This window comes from Variovorax sp. 770b2 (assembly GCF_900115685.1).
Lineage (GTDB): Bacteria > Pseudomonadota > Gammaproteobacteria > Burkholderiales > Burkholderiaceae_C > Variovorax.
On record NZ_FOXJ01000007.1, the window covers coordinates 145789 to 167725 of the forward strand.

Annotated in this window: 17 protein-coding genes; 8 read left to right on the forward strand and 9 right to left on the reverse strand. The window is 64.6% G+C overall.

Features of this window, described 5'->3' with window-relative positions; genetic code table 11:
• Positions 1–18: 18 nt before the first annotated feature.
• From BM133_RS28490 to BM133_RS28515, 6 genes are all read left to right on the forward strand, one after another.
• Positions 19–3783 (forward strand): P-loop NTPase family protein, encoded by a 3765-nt coding sequence (locus BM133_RS28490; protein WP_093441586.1) that lies wholly within the window; start codon positions 19–21, stop codon positions 3781–3783.
• Between the two features lie 407 nt (positions 3784–4190).
• On the forward strand, positions 4191–4766 hold the full coding sequence (locus tag BM133_RS28495) for a TRAP transporter small permease (RefSeq protein WP_093441588.1): 576 nt from the start codon (positions 4191–4193) through the stop codon (positions 4764–4766).
• The gene (locus tag BM133_RS28500) at positions 4763–6061 is read left to right on the forward strand and encodes a TRAP transporter large permease (RefSeq protein WP_093441590.1); all 1299 of its coding nucleotides are present in this window, start codon (positions 4763–4765) and stop codon (positions 6059–6061) included. The genes BM133_RS28495 and BM133_RS28500 overlap by 4 nt, the downstream gene beginning before the upstream one ends.
• 38 nt (positions 6062–6099) lie before the next feature.
• Positions 6100–7137, forward strand: coding sequence for a DctP family TRAP transporter solute-binding subunit (locus BM133_RS28505; RefSeq protein WP_093441592.1), 1038 nt, complete (start codon positions 6100–6102; stop codon positions 7135–7137).
• 314 nt (positions 7138–7451) lie between these two features.
• Positions 7452–8441 (forward strand): nucleoside hydrolase, encoded by a 990-nt coding sequence (locus BM133_RS28510; protein WP_256219381.1) that lies wholly within the window; start codon positions 7452–7454, stop codon positions 8439–8441.
• A gap of 137 nt (positions 8442–8578) precedes the next feature.
• Positions 8579–9610 carry an alpha/beta hydrolase family protein gene (locus BM133_RS28515; RefSeq protein ID WP_093441597.1) on the forward strand — a complete coding sequence of 344 codons (1032 nt, stop codon included), beginning with the start codon at positions 8579–8581 and terminating at the stop codon, positions 9608–9610.
• Positions 9611–9671: 61 nt separating this feature from the next.
• Here the strand turns inward: BM133_RS28515 and BM133_RS28520 are convergent, their stop codons facing one another.
• The 6 genes from BM133_RS28520 to BM133_RS28545 all read right to left on the reverse strand — a co-directional run bounded on the left by BM133_RS28520 (position 9672) and on the right by BM133_RS28545 (position 15744).
• Positions 9672–10409 (reverse strand): amino acid ABC transporter ATP-binding protein, encoded by a 738-nt coding sequence (locus BM133_RS28520; RefSeq protein WP_093442030.1) that lies wholly within the window; start codon positions 10407–10409, stop codon positions 9672–9674.
• 35 nt (positions 10410–10444) lie between these two features.
• A complete protein-coding gene (locus tag BM133_RS28525) occupies positions 10445–11131 on the reverse strand; it encodes an amino acid ABC transporter permease (RefSeq protein ID WP_093441600.1) in 687 nt (228 codons plus the stop codon).
• 90 nt (positions 11132–11221) lie between these two features.
• Positions 11222–11953 (reverse strand): amino acid ABC transporter permease, encoded by a 732-nt coding sequence (locus BM133_RS28530; protein WP_093441603.1) that lies wholly within the window; start codon positions 11951–11953, stop codon positions 11222–11224.
• A 91-nt stretch (positions 11954–12044) separates the two neighbouring features.
• Positions 12045–12944: an amino acid ABC transporter substrate-binding protein gene (locus BM133_RS28535; protein WP_093441605.1), complete on the reverse strand. Its 900-nt coding sequence runs from the start codon at positions 12942–12944 to the stop codon at positions 12045–12047.
• Positions 12945–13123: 179 nt separating this feature from the next.
• Positions 13124–14578 (reverse strand): aspartate ammonia-lyase, encoded by a 1455-nt coding sequence (locus tag BM133_RS28540; RefSeq protein ID WP_093441608.1) that lies wholly within the window; start codon positions 14576–14578, stop codon positions 13124–13126.
• 173 nt (positions 14579–14751) lie between these two features.
• Complete coding sequence (locus BM133_RS28545; protein WP_093441610.1) at positions 14752–15744, reverse strand: LysR substrate-binding domain-containing protein; 993 nt, start codon at positions 15742–15744, stop codon at positions 14752–14754.
• Positions 15745–15806: 62 nt separating this feature from the next.
• Here BM133_RS28545 and BM133_RS28550 point away from each other — a divergent pair, with 62 nt between their 5' ends.
• On the forward strand, positions 15807–17249 hold the full coding sequence (locus BM133_RS28550; protein WP_093441613.1) for an amidase: 1443 nt from the start codon (positions 15807–15809) through the stop codon (positions 17247–17249).
• 124 nt (positions 17250–17373) lie between these two features.
• On the opposite strand, the gene BM133_RS28555 is transcribed toward BM133_RS28550, so the two are convergent.
• Both BM133_RS28555 and BM133_RS28560 read right to left on the reverse strand, forming a co-directional pair.
• Positions 17374–18312 (reverse strand): 2-hydroxyacid dehydrogenase, encoded by a 939-nt coding sequence (locus BM133_RS28555; protein WP_093441615.1) that lies wholly within the window; start codon positions 18310–18312, stop codon positions 17374–17376.
• Positions 18313–18355: 43 nt separating this feature from the next.
• A complete protein-coding gene (locus tag BM133_RS28560; protein WP_093441618.1) occupies positions 18356–20197 on the reverse strand; it encodes an ABCB family ABC transporter ATP-binding protein/permease in 1842 nt (613 codons plus the stop codon).
• A gap of 40 nt (positions 20198–20237) precedes the next feature.
• On the opposite strand from BM133_RS28560, the gene BM133_RS28565 reads away from it, so the two are divergent.
• Complete coding sequence (locus tag BM133_RS28565; RefSeq protein WP_007834091.1) at positions 20238–20663, forward strand: acyl-CoA thioesterase; 426 nt, start codon at positions 20238–20240, stop codon at positions 20661–20663.
• Between the two features lie 18 nt (positions 20664–20681).
• On the opposite strand, the gene BM133_RS28570 is transcribed toward BM133_RS28565, so the two are convergent.
• Complete coding sequence (locus tag BM133_RS28570; RefSeq protein WP_177224965.1) at positions 20682–21839, reverse strand: ABC transporter substrate-binding protein; 1158 nt, start codon at positions 21837–21839, stop codon at positions 20682–20684.
• Positions 21840–21937: the final 98 nt, after the last annotated feature.

Consider the following 21937-nt stretch of genomic DNA (forward strand, 5'->3'; position numbering starts at 1 on the left):
AGAACTAAGGAGGAGTGGATGGAAACAAGCATTTTCACGCCGGACATCGAGCGCCTCGGCAAATTGAAGATCCAGGAGGCGACGGAAGTCTTTGGACGTCTTCTTTGGTGCGAGGCGGCGCGGCTAGGCCTAGTCAACATTGTCGTTTCGGGCGATGTCAATTCCGCGGACGGCGGCATTGATGCCAAAGCAGAACTGGTTGGCGACAAGGGCGGCCATTCATTTCACTACCAGATCAAAACAGGCACTTCCTTCAAGCCATGGCAGCCCACCGCCATCACGAAGGAACTCTTCGGAGATGCCAGAGCGAGACCTTCACGATCAGCGCTTGGCCCCGCAGTACGGCGTTGCATGAACGATGGCGGGACCTACGTGATGCTCGCGTTGGGCCACGACCTGCTTGCGGAGAATCACTCCCTTGCCGTGGAGTTGATCTCACATTCGTTTAGAAACTGTGGGTACAAGAATCCGCGTGTTCAGGTTTGGGGTTCGCGACAAGTGGCGAACATGCTGGAGCGATATCCATCTCTATGTCTTGACCTCGGCGCGATGGGCGATCTCCGGTTTCAGACCGTTTCGTCTTGGGCTATGAACGGCGACATGACGCCCGAATTGTCACTTGGCGGGGCGCAAGAGCAATTCATTTCCAGACTGCAGACCTTACTCACAGGTCCTGACGTCCAGCATGCGCGCATTGTCGGCGAGCCAGGCATCGGAAAGACGCGGCTGGTTCTAGAAGCCATCCAGAAACTGCGCCCCTTGGCAGCTAAAGCCATCTATGTCCCGTCCGCGGAGTTGTTTCAAAGAAGCAGGTTGTTCTTCGAGTTGCTAAAAGAGGACCGCGAGTATTCCGCTGTCTTGGTCGTTGACGAGTGCGACGACGATGAGCGCGCTTCGATATTCAGAGCTTTGAAGGGCAGAACGCGCATCAAACTGGTCACGATCGATCACGGTCCTGAGACTTCAGCTGATTCGCTCATGGAGGTGTTGAAATTCCCACCGCTTGAAGATGCCCAGATCGAAGCAATTCTTCGCCAGTACATCGGGAAGTCGGCCCATGCACACAACTGGGTCTCCTGGTGTGAGGGGTCTGCTCGTGTGGCCCATGCCGTCGGCGATAACCTGAAACGAAATCCCGGCGACATTCTCAAGTCACCTGCAATAGTTCCGATCTGGGAAAGGTTTGTTCTGGGCTACAACAAGGCAAGCGGGGAGGCAGCCGATCGACTCATGACGATCGTGAGACACATCGCCCTCTTTCGCAAGTTTGGTGCCAAGAGACCTGTCGCTGCCGAAGCTAGCTACATCGCACAACTGGCCGGTCGTGTCGATCCGGCCATCACCAAAGGCGCGTTTGATCTCGCGATCGATAAGCTTGCAGAACGCCGCATCCTGCAGGGCAGTCATACCCTGCGGTTGGTTCCAAGGGCTCTACATGTCCACCTCTGGAAGCAATGGTGGCAAATCCATGGCTCCGACATCGACCTAGCAGCCCTCATGGACAAGATGCCAGAGACCCTACGTAAGTGGTTTCTGGACATGATGATCTACTCAAACGGTGTTCCGTCTGCTCAAGCGGCCATCCAAGATGTGTTGGGTGCTGAGGATGGACCGTTTACCTCTAAGGAATTCGTCGCTAGCAAGAGCGGCTCAAGATTTCTAACTGTCATGGCGGAAGCCGATCCGGCCGCTACCCTGGCGGTACTGCAACGGACAGTCGGCGCCACGTCCCGGGCAAAGCTCAAGCGCTTTGGTGACGGCAGACAGAATCTCGTTCACGCGCTGGAAAAGATCGCTGTCTGGTCGCAATATTTCGCCCCAGCAGCCCGGTTGCTCGCGCATCTGTGCTTTGGCGAATCAACCACCTACTCCAACAATGCAAAAGGGACACTTACCGGCTTGTTCGTTTTAAGAGGTGGCGCCACCCAGGCAACCCCGCTTGACCGCCTTGCCTTCGTGCAGGAGCTAGTCAACGATGCGGATGACTTCAATCGCCGTCTCGGGCTGGACTTTCTCAAGGCTTTTCTGACCGACAAATCGAGAACGCGCGTCATCGGTGTCGAATACCAAGGGCTTGCTCCCGAGATCGGGTTTTGGGAGCCAAAATTGTGGAGTGACCTTTTCGATCCAAGAACTATGGCTTTACGCGGATTGCTTGCTTCCTCCGAGCCAAAAGCTCTCGAGTGGCAAGCCGCACTTTCTGAGGTCATCATCGAAGGTGCTGATGACCTCCTTCGATACAAGGAGGCTTCAGACTGGGCAATCTCTATTCTGCGTGAGCATCTGAATTTCCCCGGCGGCAACCGCCAGGTACTGACCAGAATGCTTATCCACCGGGTCAAGCATCCTTACAACGGCACTCCGCCGAATGTCACCGAGGCGTTAAGCGCGATCTTGGATGCAACCGGGACAGGTTCGTTCTCAACCCGGTTTGATCGCTTTGTCACGTACGACATCCACGAGGAGAACTACAGCTTCAGTTCGTCAGGCGAGTACATTGAGTCGGATGTGCCCGCCAAGCGCGTGGAGGCACTCGCTAGGGAGTTCGTAGGCTCACCCGCAATTAGGCGCGAGAGCCTGGAGACGGTCATGCGGTCTCAAGGCTCTCGCGCCAGTTCATTTGGACGATTTGTTGCGTCGATGTCCTCTGAGGTAGTCGACCTCGATAGTGAGATCTTCACTTGCGCGGAAACTCTAAATGAGGACGTCGGCAACTTCTTTCTGAGTGGTTACCTAGAAAAGATTAAGAGCTCTGACCGTGCGCGATGGGAAGGTCACGCATTGCGGCTGCTCGCAGACGAGAAACCGGCCGCATGGAAAATACGCGCCGTCGTATTCAGCGGTCTTTCTCCGAAAGTCACTGAGCGGTTGCTTGACCTGTTTACTGCTGGCTCAATCCATGCATCCTATTTCCAGAACATCGGCGGGAGTTTCGGAGAGACCGACCTTACCTCTGATCAGGTGCAATCTATCTGCTCTCGCCTTGAGAAGAGTGGCGACCCCAAGGCGGCGCGGGCAGCAGTTGAAATTGTCTCGTCGCGCTTTGCACGCAAACAAGCCGACTGCTCGTCTGAACTGCTGTGGTCACTGCTGATGAATCCCAAGGTCTTCGAACGGCACGACGACCATATGACGTCCTACCACTGGAAGATCTTGGCTACAGCGTTCAGGACGCGCCATCCCGAGCGCGATCTTGAGTTGTTGGCGGGGATCCTGACGGCTCACTGCAACTCGTACAGCATCCACTCCTACAGCGGCGTCTTCGAGACGGTCGCCGAGATCAGCAAGGCACATCCCAAGGATTGTTGGCCGCTGGTTGGTCGTGCGCTAGAGACCAGCGAGGCGAGTTGGACGATTGCCCATTGGCTTGGCGAAAACTATCGCACGGAAGATCCACCTGAAGAGGCGGCCCGCGCACTTCTTCCGATTGATGCCTTTGATCCCGAACAGATTCTCCGTTGGCTTTCCGAAAAAACTTCGCGCTCCGAACTGATCATGGAGGCCATTCCCAAATCCCTGGAGCCCGGCGCGGGCGGCGAACTAGCGCGAGGCTTCATCGATCTCTTTGGTGCGCGAAGCAAGGAGGCGCGCGGGCTCATGGGGCATTTTGAGAGTGGCACACGCTGGGGCCCAGATTCGGCTTACTACGCCAAGCAACGCGACAACGCTCGTATCTGGGTCGAGGCGGCCTCACCTGCTGTTCGTGAATGGATCGGTGAGTGGATCGACTATCTTTCGAATCGCATTGAACGAGCTCGCATCGCCGAGGAGCGAGATTTTTGAAGCAATCGATACTGCAGGTTCAAGTTTAGGCGATGCCTAAGATGTCCGATTCTGGCCGGAGTTGCCAGTTCTCAGCGGCGCAAAGAAGCGCGCCCCTCAGCTTGAGTAGACGCCTCCGGCTGAGGCTGGCAACGGCTAGCGCCCTGACGGCTCGTGAGCCTCATCCCGCGAGTTCCCCAACTCAATAGGAGGCCACCATGGGAACCATCGGTGGTGTCGCCCATCGTGAGCCGTGGAACAAGGGCAAGATCGCCAGGAAAGGAAAGTGCCCAGCTAAGGAAACCCCCGATGCATGAATGGTCATAGACCCTCTAGCATCGGCGGCTGCTCCCCCTTGTCGAGGTGTACGGATCGCGTCCCGGCGTCCGCCCGGTGACATGGCGCCTGCCTCACCTGCCCTTCCTGCGATGACAACTCCTCCCGAGTCCGGCCCCACGCTGGACGCCGCCAGCCCCCTCCCCCCCGACATCGAAGCCGCCGACGAACCCACCAAGGTGCCGCTGGCCATCGAAGACTGGCTCACCGTCCTCATCATGGGCGCGCTGGCGCTCATCACCTTTGCCAACGTGCTGGTGCGCTACTTCACCAGCTCGTCGTTCGCGTGGACCGAGGAGTTCTCGGTGTTCCTCATGATCATGCTGGCGCTGGTGGCCGGCTCGGCAGCGGTGGCGCGCGACCGGCACATCCGCATCGAGTACTTCTCCGAGAGCGGCTCGATGGCGCGCAGGAAGCGCCTGGCGCAATTCGGCGCGCTGATGATCGCCATCCTGTTCGCGCTGATCGGGACGCTGAGCATCCGCATGGTGTGGGACGACTACCGCTTCGAGGAGACCACCCCGGGCATCGGCCTGCCGGCCTGGTGGTACTCCATCTGGCTGCCGATCGTGTCGTATGCCATCGCGGGGCGGGCCGTCGGCCTCATGGTGCGGCGCGGTCGCAAGACCAACTACGCCTCCGACGCGCCGAAGGCCGGCAAGCCATGATCGCGACGCTGCTGTTCGTCGCCTTCGTCTTGATGATGCTGGTGGGCGTGCCCATCGGCGCCGCGCTGGGCCTGGCGGGTGCCGCCTGCATCGCGCTGGCCAACGGCGACGCCCAATGGTTCGGCCTCCTGGCCGTGCCGCAGAACTTCTACGCGGGCCTGGGCAAATACCCGCTGCTGGCCATTCCGATGTTCGTGCTGGTCGGCTCCATCTTCGACCGCTCGGGCGTGGCGCTGCGGCTGGTGAACTTCGCGGTCGCCATCGTGGGGCGCGGCCCCGGCATGCTGCCGCTGGTGGCGATTGCGGTGGCGATGTTCCTGGGCGGCATCTCGGGCTCGGGCCCGGCCAATGCCGCCGCCGTGGGCGCGGTGATGATCGCGGCCATGTCGCGCGCCGGCTACCCGGCCGCCTTCTCGGCGAGCGTGGTGGGCGCCGCGGCGGCCACCGACATCCTGATTCCGCCCTCGGTCGCCTTCATCGTGTACTCGGTGCTGGTGCCCGGCGCCTCGGTGCCGGCGCTGTTCGCGGCCGGCATGATCCCCGGCATCATGGCCGGCCTCGCGCTGATGATCCCGGCCGTGTGGCTGGCCCGCAAGCACAAGATGGGCGCGCTCGAAGCGACGCTGCCGCGCCCGCCGTTCTGGAAGAGCTTTCGCGAAGCGATCTGGGGCCTCGCGGCGCCGGTGCTCATCCTGGGCGGCATGCGCGCGGGCTGGTTCACGCCCACCGAGGCCGCGGTGGTGGCCGTGTTCTACGGCCTCTTCGTGGGCATGTGCATCCACCGGACCATCAAGGTGCGCGACCTCTTCGTGATCCTGCGCGAATCGGGCGAGCTCTCGGCGGTGATCCTCCTGGTGGTGTCGCTCGCGGGCATCTTTGCGTACTCGCTTTCGACGCTGGGCATCATCGATCCGGTCACGCGCGCCATCGTGAATTCGGGCCTCGGCGAATACGGCATCCTGGCACTGCTGATCCTGCTGCTCATCACCGTGGGCATGTTCCTGGATGGCGTATCGATCTTCCTGATCTTTGTGCCGCTCCTGCTGCCCATCGTGCAGTTCTACAAATGGGACCCGGTGTGGTTCGGCGTGATCCTCACGCTCAAGGTCGCGCTCGGGCAGTTCACGCCGCCGCTTGCCGTGAACCTCATGGTCTCGTGCCGCATCGCCAAGGTGCGCATGGAAGAGACCGTGCGCTGGGTGGGCTGGATGCTGTTCTCGATGTTCGTGGTGATGGTGCTGGTCATCGCGTTCCCCGAACTGGCGCTCTGGCTGCCGCGCAAGCTCGGCTACTGATTTTTTCGTTCCGCAATAGAACCCCGAGGAGACCTCTCATGAAATTCCGCCGCACCCTGCTGGGCCTTGCCGCCGTCGCCGCCACGCTGGGCCTCTTCTCGACCGGCGCCATGGCGCAGGCCAGCTACAAGCCCGAATACAAGATGTCGCTGGTGCTCGGCCCGCCCACGCCGTGGGGCCAGGCCGGAAAGATCTGGGCCGACCTCGTGAAGGAGCGCACCCAGGGCCGCATCAACATCAAGCTGTACCCCGGCGTGTCGCTGATCCAGGGCGACCAGACGCGCGAGTTCAGCGCGCTGCGCCAGGGTGTGATCGACATGGCCGTGGGCTCGACCATCAACTGGTCGCCGCAGGTGAAGCAGCTCAACCTGTTCTCCATGCCCTTCCTCATGCCCGACTACGCGGCCATCGACGCGCTCACGCAGGGCGACGTGGGCAAGGAAATGTTCAAGACCCTGGACAAGGCCGGCGTGGTGCCGCTTGCCTGGGGCGAGAACGGCTACCGCGAGATCACCAACTCCAAGAAGCCGATCAAGTCGCCCGAGGACATGAAGGGCATGAAGATCCGCGTGGTCGGCTCGCCGATCTATTCGGACATGTTCACCGCGCTCGGCGCCAACCCCACGCAGATGAGCTGGGCCGATGCGCAGCCCGCGCTGGCGAGCGGCGCGGTCGACGGGCAGGAGAACCCGCTGTTCCTGTTCACCGTGCTCAAGATGCACACCGTGGGCCAGAAGTTCGTGACCACCTGGGGCTACGTGGCCGACCCGCTGGTGTTCGTGGTGAACAAGGAGATCTGGGCCTCGTGGACGCCGGCCGACCAGGCCATCGTGCGCCAGGCCGCCGTCGATGCCGGCAAGCAGGAAATCGCGATCGCCCGCAAGGGCCTGGTGGAAGCCGACAAGCCCGTGCTGAAAGACATCGCCGCCATGGGCGTGACGGTGACCAGCCTCACGCCGGCCGAGCGCGATGCCTTCGTGAAGGCGACGCGGCCGGTGTACGACAAGTGGAAGTCGACGGTGGGCGCCGACCTGGTGGCGCAGGCCGAGAAGGCGATCGCCGCGCGCAAGAAGTAAGCAGCGTTTTCACAACACTGCACGGCCTTCGATGGCCGCGCCCAAGCCCCGCTCGCGGGGCTTTTTCTTTGCCGGTTGCGCACTTCCGACTGCAACGAAAATGGCGGGCGAAATCCTTGGTTTGCGGACCGCCCGATACCCTGCGGCAGCGGCGAAAAACACGCCTTCGATTTCATGCCGCCGATGCGAATTGCTCTGGCAGACTGGTTTTCAACGCGCGTTTTCTCGCGCTTCGAGGAAGCCATTTCATGCCCTTCTCTTCGCGTTGGAAAGCCGATCTTTCCTCGTTCCTTCTCGCGGGATTCGCTCTCTTGATGACCACCAGCCTCGCCCCGACCGCAGCGCGCGCCGCCGACGCCACCACGGTGCACACGCTGATCATCGACACCGACCCGGGCGCCGACGACGTGATCGCGCTGCTGTTCGCGATGGCATCGCCCGAGCGGCTGAAGATCCAGGCGCTCACCACCGTGGCCGGCAACGTGCCGCTGGCCAAGACCTCGCGCAACGCGCGCCTCGCGCGCGAATGGGCCAGGCGCCCCGACATCCCGGTCTACGCCGGTGCGCCGCGCCCCCTGTTGCGCACGCCGATCTACGCGGCCGACATACACGGCAGCGAAGGCATCACGGGCGTGAAGGTGTTCGAGCCGAAGCAGCCGCTGGCCGAAGGCAATGCGGTCGACTACCTCATCCGCACGCTGCGCGCAGCGCCCGAGAAAAGCGTGACGCTGGCAATGCTCGGCCCTGAAACGAACCTCGCGCTGGCACTGACGCAAGCGCCGGACATCGTGCGGGGCCTGCGCGAGCTGGTGCTCATGGGCGGTGCGCATTTCAACGGCGGCAACATCACGCCCACGGCCGAGTTCAACGTGTTCGCCGACCCGCATGCGGCCGAGATCGTGCTGAAAAGCGGCGTGCCGATCACCATGCTGCCGCTGGACGTGACGCACAAGATCCTCACGAGCCCGGAGCGCATCGCGAAGCTGCGCGGCCTCGGCAACCAGGCCGGCAAGACCGTGGCCGACATCCTCGACGCTTACGTGCAGCACGACATGCAGTACTACGGCCTGCCCGGCGGCCCGGTGCACGACGCCACCGTCATCGCCTACCTGCTGCAGCCTTCGCTCTTCAAGGGCAGGCAGGTGAACGTGGAGGTCGACAGCCGCGAAGGCCTCGGCTTCGGCCAGACGGTGGTCGACTGGTACGGGGGCCTGAAGCGCCCCGCCAACGTGAACTGGATCGCCGAAGGCGATGCGCAGGGCTTCTTCGACCTGCTGACGCAGCGCATCTCGCGGCTGCCCTGAGTTTTCCCCGGGGAAGGCGCGGCGCTTCGTTCGGTCGCTTGGCACCGCCTTTCCCGCGCTTCGTCGCAATCCGATGGCGGTTGCGGCCCGGCACGGCAACCATGCGCACTCCACTGACCCCATCGAGGAGACCCGCGATGCGCATCGCCTTCCGCCAGATCCTGCTGTTTGCCTCGGGCACGCTGCTGTCCTTCCAGTTGATGGCCGCCCAGGCCGGCTGGCGGCAGTTCAGCGTTCCGGGCGCCGCACCCGACGCCGCGCCGACCGTGGTCGCGCTCTACTACCCCACGCAGGCGACGGCCCGCACGACAGCCATGGGCCCGTTCACGGTCCAGGCGGCCATCCAGGCGCCGCCCGAGGACAGCTTCAAGGGATTGATCTTGTTGAGCCACGGCATCGGCGGCACCGAGTTGGGCCACAGCAGCCTGGCGGAGGCGCTCGCGCGGGACGGCTACCTGGTCGCGGCCATCCGCCATCCCGGCGACAACTGGCAGGACCAATCGCTGCTTCAGAAAGGCCCCAGCGTCTACTTCACGGAGCGGCCGCGGCAGGTATCCCGCGTGATCGACGCATTGCTGCAAGACCCGCAGTGGAAGGACCGGATCGCCAGCGACGCCCAGGGCTTTCGCATCGGCGCGGTGGGCCATTCGGCCGGCGGCTATACCGTGCTGGCGCTGGCGGGCGGACGGGCCGACCTGTCGCGCATCCGCACGCATTGCGAGGACGAACGCGCTGCCGACCCGATCTTCTGCGGTGTGAACCGGAGCGCGCCATCGGCGGCCACCAGCCCGCCTGCGGTGTCGGTCCTGCCTTCGCTGCGCGACCCCAGGGTGCGTGCGATCGTGTTGCTGGCACCTGCAAGCGTCCTCTTCACCGCGTCTTCGCTCGCGGAAGTCCGGGTTCCCACGCTGATCTACGAGGCGGAGCAAGACCGATTCCTCGTTCCGCGCTTCCACGCCGAGTGGGTCGCGCAGAACATGCCCGCGGCCCAGCTCCACCGCATCCCCGATGCCTGGCATTTCGCATTCATGGACACCCCCAGCAGCGCCATCCCGACCGACGACGGCGATATCAGAAGCGACCCGCCGGGCTTCGACCGAAAGGCTTTGCTCGCGCGCCTGGGCCGCGAGATTCCGACGTTCTTCGACAAGGCATTGCCCGGGAAATGAAAAAAGCCACGCTGCAGAACAGCGTGGCTTTTCCTGTCTTGGCGCCGCAGCGGCGAATCGATCAGTGCTGCAGGATCTTGTTGAGGAAATCCTTCGTGCGCGGCTGACGGTTCTCGGGATGGTTGAAGAACTCGTCCTTCGGGCAGTCTTCCAGGATCTTGCCGCCCACGTCGATGAAGATCACGCGGCTCGCGACCTTGCGGGCGAAAGCCATTTCGTGCGTGACCACCATCATGGTCATGCCTTCCTTGGCGAGCGCCACCATCACGTCGAGCACTTCGCCGACCATTTCGGGGTCCAGCGCCGAGGTGGGCTCGTCGAACAGCATCACGATCGGGTCCATCGACAGCGCACGGGCGATCGCCACGCGCTGCTGCTGGCCGCCCGAGAGCTGGCCCGGGAACTTGTCCTTGTGCGCCATCAGGCCCACGCGGTCGAGCATCTTCAGGCCCCGGGTCTTGGCTTCTTCGGCGCTGCGGCCCAGCACCTTGATCTGCGCGATCGTGAGGTTCTCGGTCACCGACAGATGGGGGAACAACTCGAAGTGCTGGAACACCATGCCGACCTTGGAGCGCAGCTTGGGCAGGTTGGTCTTGGGGTCGTGCAGCGGGATGCCGTTGACGGTGATCTCGCCCTTCTGGAAGGGCTCCAGCGCGTTCACGGTCTTGATGAGCGTGGACTTGCCGGAACCCGAGGGGCCGCACACCACCACCACGTCGCCCTTGGAGATGTTCACCGAGCAGTCGTTGAGCACCTGCACCGGGCCATACCACTTGGAGACGTTCTTGATTTCAATCATTTTTTCGGACATTTCTTTCTCTCCGGTTCAGCCACTCAGCGAATGATGGCGATCTTCTTGTGCAGGCGCTTCACGAGCCACGACAAGGCATAACACATGATGAAGTAGACGACGGCTGCGAGCAGGTAGGCCTCGATCGGACGGCCGAAGTTCTTGCCTGCGGTCTCGAAGCCCTTGAGCATGTCGTAGGCACCGATGGCGTAGACCAGCGAGGTGTCCTGGAACAGGATGATGGTCTGCGTGAGCAGCACCGGCAGCATGTTGCGGAACGCCTGCGGCAGCACCACCAGGCGCATGTTCTGGCCGTAGGTCATGCCCACCGCCTGGCCCGCATTCACCTGGCCGCGCGGGATCGACTGGATGCCCGCGCGCATGATCTCGCTGAAGTAAGCGGCCTCGAACGCGACGAAGGTGATCACGGCCGAGATTTCGGAGCGGTAGTTCGAGCCGAGCGAGCCGAACAGCGAATAGAACGACGCCGGCACGAGCAGGAAGAACCACAGGATCACCATCACCAGCGGAATGCTGCGCATGCCGTTGACGTAGATGGCGGCGGGCGTGTCCAGCCACTTCTTGCCCGACAGCCGCATGAGCGCCAGGATCGTGCCGAAGATCACGCCGCCGATGGTGGCCACCACCGTCAGCATGATGCTGAAGTAGAAGCCCTTGACGACGAAGTTGCTGATGACGTCCCAGTTGTAGAACGACAGGTCGAGATTCATGGTGCCTCCTGCCGGGCCGTCCCAAAGGAGGCGCGCGCCCCCTCGAAGGGCAGTGAAACGGCGTGGCCGCGAAGGTGGGGGTACGTCATGTCAATGACCTCCGCCGCCAGCACTGGCCGAAACGATGAAGCCCGGCACGCGGGTCTTCTTCTCGATGAATGCCATGAGCCGGTTGATCGCCAGGGCCGACACCACGTAGCACGCCGTCACCGCCAGGTAGACCTCGATGCCGCGCGAGGTTTCTTCCTGCGCCTGCATCGCGAACATGGTGAGCTCGGTGACCGACACGGCGAACGCGACGGACGAGTTCTTGAAGATGTTCATCGTCTCGCTCGTGAGCGGCGGGATGATGATGCGGTAGGCCATCGGCAGGATCACGTAGCGGTAGTACTGCGTGGTGGTGAAGCCCACCGCCATGCCCGCATAGCGCTGGCCCTTGGGCAGCGCCTGGATGCCCGAGCGCACCTGCTCGGCGATACGTGCCGAGGTGAAGAAGCCCAGCGCCAGCACCACCAGGATGAAGCTCGGCACGCCCTTCATCACCGGGATCAGCGCCGGAATGACGTGATACCAGAGGAAGATCTGCACCAGCAGCGGGATGTTGCGAAAGAGCTCCACCCATGCATTGCCGAACCGCACCAGCCACGGGCTGTCGGGCAGCGTGCGGATGATGCCGATCAGCGAGCCCAGCACGAGCGCCACGACCAGCGCCAGCAGTGCCACGGACACCGTCCAGCCCCAGGCCGAGAGCATCCATTGCCAGTAGGTCGGATAGTCCCCACCCGGGTCCTGCAGGAACACCTGCCAATCCCAGTTTCCCATTTCTTACTCCTTCACCGTCTTCGACAAAACCGTCCCTTGAAAAGAAACGCCCACCGCGAAAGGTGGGCGTCATTCACGCAGCGACGCGTGCTTATTCCTTGGTGACGTACTCTTCCGCGGGCTTGTCGTTCGGGTTGGCCCAGGCGTTCTTGGTGGCTTCGCCCAGCGGCAGGTTGATCACGACGTTGGCCGGGGGAATCGGCTTCAGGAACCACTTGTCATAGAGCTTGGTCAGCTCGCCCGACTTGGCCTGTGCCTTGATGCTGTCGTCCACGGCCTTCTTGAAGGCCGGGTCGTCCTTGCGGATCATGATGGCGATGGGTTCCACGGCCAGCACGTCGTTCAGGATCTTGTAGTCCTTGGGCGACTTCGACTTGGCGGCCAGCGCGGCCAGGATCGAGCCGTCCATCACGAACGCGTCGGCACGGCCGGTTTCCAGCAGCAGGAAGCTGTCGGAATGGTCCTTGCCGTAGACCTCCTTGAAGGTCAGGTTCTCGGCGCGCTTTTGCTTGCGCACGGTCTGCAGCGGCGTGGTGCCGGTGGTGGTGGCAACCGTCTTGTCCTTCAGGTCGGCCAGCGAGTTGATGCCCGAGTTGGCCTTCACGACGATCTTGGTTTCTTCGACGTAGGTGGTCACGCCGAAAGCCACGTCCTTCTGGCGGGTGGCGTTGTTGGTGGTCGAGCCGCACTCGATGTCCACGGTGCCGTTCTGCACGAGGGGAATGCGGTTCTGCGAGGTGACGGGCTGGTACTTGACTTCGAGCTTCTTGCCAGCGGCCTTCTCCAGGTCCTTGATGATGTTGGCGCAGACGTCGTAGTGGAAGCCGGTGTACTGGCCGTTGCCCAGCGTGTACGACAGGCCCGACGATTCACGCACGCCTTCGGTGATGGTGCCCGAGGCCTTGATCTTGGCCAGGGTGTCATTGGCCTGAGCGAAGGCGCCGCTGGTGGCGAGCGCCGCGATTGCCAATGCCATTGCTTGTTTTTTCATGCAGAAAACTCCTGAGGGTGACTGAAACAGATACAACGAAATTCTAGACATTCATATTTTGCGTGATACCCGGACCAACCCGGTGCATCCGGGGGGCATCCCGCCGTGCATTGCACCGGCCGCGCGCATTGGGGCGCCAGCCTGGTGCGATCCTGCCTCCTGGCATTGTCCGACTTTCACTAAGCAGCCTTTGTGCCCGAAGGCTCGGCAGCCGGGGGAACCGGTGCGGCGGACAGGCGTACCGGCTGCGTGAGGTTCTCGGGCACGAGCAGCGCCTCCATCTCGGCGCGCGTCATGATCCCGAGCGACTCGGCCACCAGGTCGATGGGCCCGCCGGTGGCCAGCGCGGTCTTGGCGATGAGCGCGGCCTTCTCGTAGCCGATGAGCGGATTGAGCGCGGTGACCAGCGTGACCGACTCGCGCACCCGCTTGGCCAGGAACTCGCGGTTGGCCTCGATGCCGTCCACGCAATTGACCTGCAGCGTGTTGCAGGCGTTGCTAAGGTGCTTGATGCTCTTGAAAAGGCTCCAGCCCATGATCGGCTCGAAGGCATTGAGCTGCAGCTGGCCGGCCTCGGACGCCATCGTGACGGTGATGTCGTTGCCGATCACCTCGAAGGCCACCTGGTTCATCACTTCCGGGATCACCGGGTTGACCTTGCCCGGCATGATCGAGGAGCCCGCCTGCCGCGCGGGCAGCCGGATCTCGCCGAAGCCGGCCTGCGGGCCGCTGGAGAGCAGGCGCAGGTCGTTGCAGGTCTTGCTGAGCTTGGTGGCCACGCGCTTCAACACGCCCGACAGCTGCACGAAGGCGCCCGTGTCCTGCGTGGCCTCGATGAGGTTGGCCGCCTGCTTCAACGGCACGCCGGTCTGCTCGGCCAGGTACTGGCAGGCGAGGTTGGCATAGCCGTGCGGCGCGTTGATGCCGGTGCCGATGGCGGTGGCGCCGAGGTTGATTTCCTCGATGAGCGCACGCGCTTCACCGAGCCGGGCCTCGTCCTCGCCGATCATGATCGCGTAGGTCAGGAACTCCTGGCCCAGCGTCATCGGCACGGCGTCCTGCAGCTGGGTGCGGCCGATCTTCAGGATGTCCTTGAACTCGAGCGCCTTGGCCTCGAAGCTGCGGCGCAGCGCGGCCATGGCTTCGAGCAGCTTGCCGATGGCGAACCACAGCGCCAGGCGCACCGCCGTGGGGTACACGTCGTTGGTGCTCTGCGAGGCGTTGACGTGGTCGTTGGGGTGCAGCACGTCGTAGCGCGCCTTCTCGTGGCCGAGCTTTTCGAGCGCGAGGTTGCAGATCACCTCGTTGGCGTTCATGTTGGTCGAGGTGCCGGCGCCGCCCTGGATCACGTCGACCACGAACTCGTCGAGCAGCTTGCCCTCGATGAGGTCCTCGCAGGCCAGGATGATCGCGGCGGCGCGGTCGCGGTCGATCGCTCCCAGGTCGGCATTGGCGCGGGTGGCGGCCTTCTTCACATAGGCCAGCGCACGAATGAGGTCGGGCATGGCCGAGATGCGGGTGCCGGAGATGGCGAAGTTCTCGACGGCGCGCGCCGTGTGCACGCCCCAGTAGGCGGCGGCGGGAATCTGCTTCTCGCCGAGGAAGTCGTGTTCGGTCCGGAAATTGGAGCTCATACGGGGTTCCTCGGCTTAAAAAAAAGCACGCGAGTGGCGCGTGCCGGGAAGGCTGCTGTGACAGCGGTGAAAAACTGCCGCGACTGTAGTACTGCGGTGCTCATGGCGCCAATGCTGAATCCGGGGGGCCCTATGCGCGGCATTTATAGATTGTGCAGCGCACAAATCCGGTGTCAGCGTGTCGCCGGCTGGGTGCCGACAAGGTAAGACCAGAGCGCGTCGGCCGTGCGCTTGGGCTGGATGCCCTCGGACACCGCCGCGACCTTGGCGGACCGGCCGTTGCCGGTCTTCACCGGCGCCGGGGCGCTCGGCCGCTCGCGGTAGGCACGGATTTCCATCGTCGCCTCCAGGCTGTCGATCTCGGGCGGCAGCGCGCTCACGAGCTTGCGGGCCTTGATCTCCTTGCGCACCGCGCTCTGCGGGAGGAAGGCGATGCCGTGGCCTTCGAGCGCCATGACCTTCAGGCCCTCGGCCATGTCGGTCTCGTAGACCCGGTCCAGGTGGATGGCCGTGCCCGATTCCTTCAGCAACTGGTCGACCACACGGCCCAGGTAGGCGCCGGGCGCATAGCCCAGGTAGGGCAGCGGCTGGCCCGGGCGGCCCGGCAGCCGGAAGCGCGGCGCGCCGTCGGCATCGGCCTTGACCCAAGGGGCCACGGTTTCCTCGCCCAGGCTCACCATTTCGTACTTGTTGTTGTCCAGCTGCAGCGGCTGCGAGGGGTGGTGGTAGGCGATCAGCAGGTCGCAGCTGCCCTCGACCAGCCGCAGCACCGCGTCGTGCACGTTGAGCGCGATGAGCCGGCTCTTGATCGGCCCGAAGTGCTCGCGCAGGCTGGTCACCCACGAGGGAAAGAAGGTGAAGGCCAGCGTGTGCGGCACGGCGATCTCGATCACGTCCTGCCCGGCGGCCGAGTGGCCGCGCAGCATGGCCCGGGTGCTCTGCAGCGACTGCAGCATCTCGATGGCCTGGCTGTAGAGCGTCTGGCCCGCGGGCGTGAGGCGTGTGGGGTAGGAGCTGCGATCCACGAGGTCGGTGCCGGCCCAGCCTTCGAGTGCCTGGATGCGGCGGGAGAACGCGGGCTGCGTCACGTGCCTCAACTGGGCCGAGCGGCTGAAGCTGCGGGTCTCCGCCAAGCTGATGAAGTCTTCAAGCCACTTTGTTTCCATGAGTGACGATTATGCGAGCGCCGCGCCATACTGGGCGCCCCCTCCTTTTCCCGCATCCGCACATGCCTTCAGACGACCTGCTCGACCTCAGCGCCACCGCGCTCTCGCGCCGCATCGCAACCCGCGACGTGTCCTGCCATGAACTCATGCGGGCCTCGCTGGCCCGCATCGAGGCGCTGAACCCGCGCTTCAATGCCATCGTCTCGCTGCGGGAGCCCGCGCAGTTGCTGGCCGAAGCCGGCGAGCGCGACGCCGAACTGGCGCGCGGCGAACGGCGCGGCTGGATGCACGGCTTTCCGCTCGCGGTGAAGGACCTGAGCCATGCCGCCGGGCTGCCCACCTCGATGGGCTCGCCCCTTTCCCCGCGCTCGCCTGCGCGTGCCGACAGCCTCCACGTCGCCCGCGCACGCGCGGCCGGCGCCATCGTCATCGGCAAGACCAACACGCCCGAGTTCGGCCTCGGCTCGCACACCTACAACACGGTGTTCGGCATCACCCGCAACGCCTATGCGCCCGAGCGCAGCGCGGGCGGCAGCAGCGGCGGCGCGGCCGTGGCGCTGGCCCTGGGCATGCTGCCGGTGGCCGACGGCAGCGACATGATGGGGTCTCTCCGCAACCCCGCCGCCTTCAACAATGTGATCGGCATGCGGCCCTCGCGCGGCCGCGTGCCCGGCGATCCGGAGCAGGAACTGTTCTTCCAGCAGCTGAGCACCGAAGGCCCGATGGCCCGCACGGTGGAAGACACGGCGCGGCTGCTCGCGGTGCAGTCGGGCTTCGACGGGCGCGTGCCGCTCTCGTCGCCCCATGCCCTGCCCTCGCCCGATGACATCGCGCTCGATGGCGACGGCAAGGGCCTCTGCATCGGCTGGCTCGGCAGCATCTGGCCCGACCTGCCGCTCGCGCCCGGCATCCGCGAACTCGGGGAGAAGGCGCTCGACACCTTTCGCACCATCGGCTGCGAGGTCGAGCCCTGCACGCTCGACGTGCCGCGCGAGCACAACTGGAGCGCGTGGCTGCGGCTGCGGCAGCTGCTGGTCGGCGGCAAGCTCGGTGCGTACCTGAGCGATCCGAAGCTGTTCGCGCAATTGAAGCCCGAGGCGCAATGGGAAATCGAGCAGAGCCAGCACCTGGATGCGGCCTCGCTGTACCAGGCTTCGCTCTATCGCTCGAACGTGTACCGCGCGTTCCTGAAGCTCTTCGAGCGCTTCGATTTCGTCGTGGCGCCGACCGCGCAGGTCTTTCCGTTCGACGCCGAATTGCACTGGCCCGCCGAAGTGAATGGCGTGAAGAGCGACACCTATCACCGCTGGATGGAGATCGTCACGCCGTTCACGCTGGCCGGTCTGCCGACGCTGAATGTGCGCGCCGGCTTCGGCGAAGGCGGTTTGCCGATGGGCCTGCAGCTCGCCGGGCCGATCCACTCGGACCTGGACGTGCTGCGGCTCGGGCATGCGTATGACCAGGCCTGCGGCTGGGGAGCGCAGCGCCCTCCGGCCTTGGCTTGACTCCCTCTCCCGCTGGGGGAGGGTTGGGGTGGGGGCAAGCGGCCGCCGATCGAGCGCTGCCTGCATTGCAAGCGCCGTCTGTCCCCATCCCCACCTTCCCCCAGGGGGGGAAGGCACAAGACCTTCAGATCGGCGTCAAGACACCGCGCCCCGCGAAGTGCCCTTGGGCATTCGCGAGGAAATGGTCCACCGACTTCTGCGTCGCCTCGGGCGACCAGCCGGCCATGTGCGGCGTGAGCAGGACGTTGTCCAGGCCCACGAGCGGTTCGGGCCGCTTGGGTTCGCTCTCGTAGACATCGACCCCGGCGCCCGCGATGCGGTGCTCGCGCAACGCGGCGCCCAGCGCCTCGGTGTCGACCACGCTGCCGCGGCCGATGCTCACGAGATAGCCCTCGGGCCCCAGCGCATCGAGCACTTCGGCGTTGACCAGGTGCCTGGTCGCGGGCCCGCCCGGCGCGGCAAGGATGAGGAAATCCGCCCAGCCCGCGAGCGACTTCAGGTCATCGAAGTAGCGGTGCGTCGCGCCTTCGCGCGGCTTCCTGTTGTGATAGCCGATCTCCATGTCGAACGCGGCGGCGCGCTTGGCGATCTTCTGGCCGATGGTGCCCAGGCCCAGGATGCCGAGCTTCTTGCCCGACACGTTGGCCGGCTGCGGGATGGCCTCGCGCCACACGCCTTCGCGGCACAGCCGGTCGAGCTTGCGGAACTCGCGCACGATGCCGATGAGCAAGCCGAACGCGTGGTCGGCCACGCAGTCGTCGTTGGTGCCTGCGCCGTTGGCGGTCACGATGCCGCGCGCACGCGTCGTCTCGAGCGGCACGCCTTCATAGCCCGCGCCCAGGCAGCAGATCAGCTCCACGGCCGGCATGGCCGCGATTTCCTCGGGGGTGATACCGATCACGCCGATGGTCAGCACCGCGCGGAATGCCTTGCCGTGCTCGGCAATGGCGGCGGCGCGCGCGACGGCGTCGAAGGCGTAGGTCGCGTCGTAGACAGCGGCAATCTGGGCCTGGTGGGCGCTCGAGAGGCTGTTGAGCACCAGCAGGGGAATCTTGGTCGACACGTCTGAACTCCTGGTTCGATAAGGAAAGGGTGGAATGATCGGGCTAGAGCAAGGGCGCTGCTTCGCTTTTCTGCAAAGCCCACATCTGGGCGTAGCGGCCTTGCCTTGCAAGCAGCTCGGCGTGCGTGCCGCGCTCGACGATCACGCCGGATTCGAGCACCAGGATCTCGTGCGCATCGACCACGGTCGACAGGCGGTGCGCGATGACCAGCGTGGTCTTGTCCTGCGCCGCGCTCTTGAGTTCCGACTGGATGGCACGCTCGTTGGCCGAGTCGAGCGCCGAGGTGGCCTCGTCGAAGATCACGATCGGCGGGTTCTTCAAGAGCGTGCGCGCAATGGCCACGCGCTGCTTCTCGCCGCCCGAGAGCTTGAGCCCGCGCTCGCCCACGGTCGTCTCGTAGCCCGCGGGCGTGGCCGAGATGAAGTCGTGGATGCGCGCGGCCCGCGCTGCGCCTTCCACCTCTTCACGGCTCGCGCCGGGCCTGCCGTACGCGATGTTGTATTCGACCGTGTCGTTGAACAGCACCGTGTCCTGCGGCACGATGCCGATCGCGCGGCGAACGCTGGACTGGGTGACTTCGCGGATGTCCTCGCCGCCGATGGTGATGCGCCCCTGCTGCACGTCGTAGAAGCGATAGAGCAGCCGCGCCAGCGTGGACTTGCCCGAGCCCGAAGGGCCGACCACGGCCACCGTCTTGCCGGCCGGAATCTCGAAGCTCACATGCTTGAGGATGGGACGTGCGGCTTCGTAGGCAAAGCTCACGTCCTCGAAGCGGATGGTGGAGTCGACGCCGGCCAGGGGCTCTGCCGTGGGCGCATCGCGCACCTCGCGCTCCTTCTCCATCAGCACGAACATCTTGTCCAGGTCGGTCAGGCTCTGCTTGATCTCGCGGTAGATCACGCCCAGGAAATTGAGCGGAATGTACAGCTGGATCATGAAGGCGTTGACCATCACCAGGTCGCCCAGCGTCATGCGCCCTTCGACCACGCCCGAGGTGGCGCGCCACAGCATCAGCACCAGGCTGATGGCGATCAACAGCTGCTGCCCGGTGTTGAGCATGCTCAGCGTGCGCTGGCTCTTGATGGCGGCCTTGCGGTAGCGGTCCAGGCTCGCGTCGTAGCGCTTCGCCTCGAACTCCTCGTTGTTGAAGTACTTGACCGTCTCGTAGTTCAAGAGCGAATCGACCGCGCGGCTCTGGGCCGTCGAGTCGAGTTCGTTCATGGTCTTGCGGAACTGGGTGCGCCACTCGGTCACGGTCACCGTGAAGGTGATGTAGAGCACCAGCGCGGCGGCCGTGATCCAGACGAACAGCGAGTCGAACTTCACCCCCAGGATCGTGAGCACCAGCACCAGCTCGATGATGGTGGGCACGATGCTGTAGAGCGACATCGAGATGAGCGAATGCACGCCGCGCGTGCCGCGCTCGATGTCGCGGGTCATGCCGCCGGTCTGGCGCTCCAGGTGAAAGCGCAGGCTCAGCGCGTGCAGGTGGCCGAACACCTCCAGCGCGATCTGGCGCGCCGTGCCCTCGGTGGCCTTGGCGAAGATCAGCTCGCGCAGCTCGCCGAAGAGCGCGGTCGAAAACCGCAGCAGCCCGTAAGCCAGCAAGAGCCCGATGGGCACGATCAGGAGCGCCTGCGCCATGTCCGGCTTGGGCGTCATCGTGTCCACGAGGTTCTTCAGCAGCACCGGCACGCCCACGTTGGCCACCTTGGCGCCCACCATGAATGCGAGCGCGGCCATCACGCGCCACTTGTACTGCCAGAGATAGGGAAAGAGCCGGCGCAGCGTCGCCCAGTCGGAGCGGTCGCTTTTCGCCGGCGGGTGGTCGGAGACGGTGAGGGAGGGAGAGGAGGGAGAAATGGCTTCACCACTGCGGCGCATGAGGGACAATCGTGGTTGTTGTTTGTTGCAGATTGTGCCCATGTCCGATACTTCCAGTGCCGCCGCCGCAGCCACCCTCAAAAGCCTGCCCACCGACATGGAGCTGGTGCTCAAGGTCATCCCGATGCCGGCCGACTGCAACGCCAACGGCGACATCTTCGGCGGCTGGGTCATGGCCCAGTGCGACCTGGCCGGCTCTGTGATCCCCGCGCGCTACGCCAAGGGCCGGCAGGCCACGGTGGCGGTCAACGAGTTCATCTTCAAGCAGCCGGTGCGCCTGGGCGACATCCTCTCGTTCTATTCGAAGCTGGTGCGCATCGGGCGCACCTCGGTCACGGTGACGGTCGAGGTGTTCGCCGAGCGCTTCCGGGCGCAGGGCGAATACATCAAGGTGACGCAGGCCACGTTCACCTACGTGGCGATCGACGACAACGGCCGTCCGCGCGTCATCGAGCAGCAGCCCTGAACCACGGGCTGCGGGCTCTCAGACGCCCGGGTCGCGCACCCGCTCGAAGCGCTCGAACTCGCGATTGACCCAGCGCCCGTCGCGCCGCTCGGTGCGGCGGATGTAGACGGTCTGCACGATGTCGCGCGTGTGGGCGTCGATCTCGATCGGGCCGCGCGGGCTCTCGAACTTCAGGCCCCGGAAGGCATCGACCAGCCGCTCTCCACTGGCATTGCCGCGGGCCGAGGGCGAAGTCATCGCGGCATCGATGGCCGCGAGCGCATCGTGCGCCGCCACCGCGAAATAGCCCGGCCGCAAATGGCTGCCGTACGCCGTCTCGAAGACGCCCGTGAAGCGGCGGTTGGCCGGCGATTCATGGACGAACGAGTAGTGGTGGCTGGTGACGAGCCCGTCGGCCAGTTCGCCGATGCCTTCCAGGTAGTGGTCGTCGGTGGCATCGCCGGTCGCGAGCAGGCGGATGCCGGTGTCGGCCATGCCGCGGTCGCGCCAGAACTTCAGGAACGTCGCCGGCATCTGCCCCGAGGGCAGGAAGAAGAACACCGCCTGCGGCTTGAGCTCGCGCAGCCGCAGCATGTAGGCCGAGTAATCGAGCGTGTTGAGCGGCACCCGCAGCATCGCGCCGACCTGCCCGCCGCCGGCGGTGATGCCCGCGACGAAGGCGCTTTCGGCATCGACGCCCGAGGCGTAGTCGGCCACCACGGTGCAGACGTCGCGCAGGCCCTGCTGCAGCGCCCAGCGCGCGAGCGGCAGCGTGACCTGGGCGATGGTGAACGACAGCCGCACGGCATAGGGACAGCGCGCCGTGATGCCCGAAGACGCCGCGTTCATCACCACCAGCGGCAGCTTCGCCTGCGCGGCGATGGTGCCGACGGCATACGCGTTGGAACTGAAGTCCAGGCCGGTGAGCAGATCGACGCGCTCGTTCTCCACGAGGTCCTGCGCCTGGCGGCGCGCCTGCTCGGGCGCACTGCCCGGCACGTCGCGGCGCAGCAGTTCGACCGGGCGCCCCGCGATCTGCTGGTTGTGCGCGGCCAGCCAGACCGACATGCCGGCATCGAACTGACGCCCCCCGCCCGCATAGGGGCCGGACCAGGAACCGATGACGCCGATGCGCAGCGGGCGAACCCGCGCCAGGACCACCGAAGGCGCCGCCAGGGTGCCCGCAAGCAAGCCCAAAGTACGCCTGCGCGCGAGGTCGAATGCTACTTTTTCAGTAGCATCACGTGCCCGCTGGCCGGGCGTTTCAAGCGGTCTTGTCTCGAAAACTTGCACGG

What these genes read in the sequence shown, in the direction of transcription:
- BM133_RS28540 (WP_093441608.1), bottom strand. Translation starts at nt 14,578, where the DNA reads ATGAGCTCCAATTTCCGGACCGAACACGACTTCCTCGGCGAGAAGCAG.
- BM133_RS28545 (WP_093441610.1), bottom strand. Translation starts at nt 15,744, where the DNA reads ATGGAAACAAAGTGGCTTGAAGACTTCATCAGCTTGGCGGAGACCCGC.
- BM133_RS28495 (WP_093441588.1), top strand. Translation starts at nt 4,191, where the DNA reads ATGACAACTCCTCCCGAGTCCGGCCCCACGCTGGACGCCGCCAGCCCC.
- BM133_RS28515 (WP_093441597.1), top strand. Translation starts at nt 8,579, where the DNA reads ATGCGCATCGCCTTCCGCCAGATCCTGCTGTTTGCCTCGGGCACGCTG.
- BM133_RS28560 (WP_093441618.1), bottom strand. Translation starts at nt 20,197, where the DNA reads ATGCGCCGCAGTGGTGAAGCCATTTCTCCCTCCTCTCCCTCCCTCACC.
- BM133_RS28520 (WP_093442030.1), bottom strand. Translation starts at nt 10,409, where the DNA reads ATGATTGAAATCAAGAACGTCTCCAAGTGGTATGGCCCGGTGCAGGTG.
- BM133_RS28490 (WP_093441586.1), top strand. Translation starts at nt 19, where the DNA reads ATGGAAACAAGCATTTTCACGCCGGACATCGAGCGCCTCGGCAAATTG.
- BM133_RS28550 (WP_093441613.1), top strand. Translation starts at nt 15,807, where the DNA reads ATGCCTTCAGACGACCTGCTCGACCTCAGCGCCACCGCGCTCTCGCGC.
- BM133_RS28535 (WP_093441605.1), bottom strand. Translation starts at nt 12,944, where the DNA reads ATGAAAAAACAAGCAATGGCATTGGCAATCGCGGCGCTCGCCACCAGC.
- BM133_RS28530 (WP_093441603.1), bottom strand. Translation starts at nt 11,953, where the DNA reads ATGGGAAACTGGGATTGGCAGGTGTTCCTGCAGGACCCGGGTGGGGAC.
- BM133_RS28525 (WP_093441600.1), bottom strand. Translation starts at nt 11,131, where the DNA reads ATGAATCTCGACCTGTCGTTCTACAACTGGGACGTCATCAGCAACTTC.
- BM133_RS28565 (WP_007834091.1), top strand. Translation starts at nt 20,238, where the DNA reads ATGTCCGATACTTCCAGTGCCGCCGCCGCAGCCACCCTCAAAAGCCTG.
- BM133_RS28500 (WP_093441590.1), top strand. Translation starts at nt 4,763, where the DNA reads ATGATCGCGACGCTGCTGTTCGTCGCCTTCGTCTTGATGATGCTGGTG.
- BM133_RS28510 (WP_256219381.1), top strand. Translation starts at nt 7,452, where the DNA reads ATGACCACCAGCCTCGCCCCGACCGCAGCGCGCGCCGCCGACGCCACC.
- BM133_RS28505 (WP_093441592.1), top strand. Translation starts at nt 6,100, where the DNA reads ATGAAATTCCGCCGCACCCTGCTGGGCCTTGCCGCCGTCGCCGCCACG.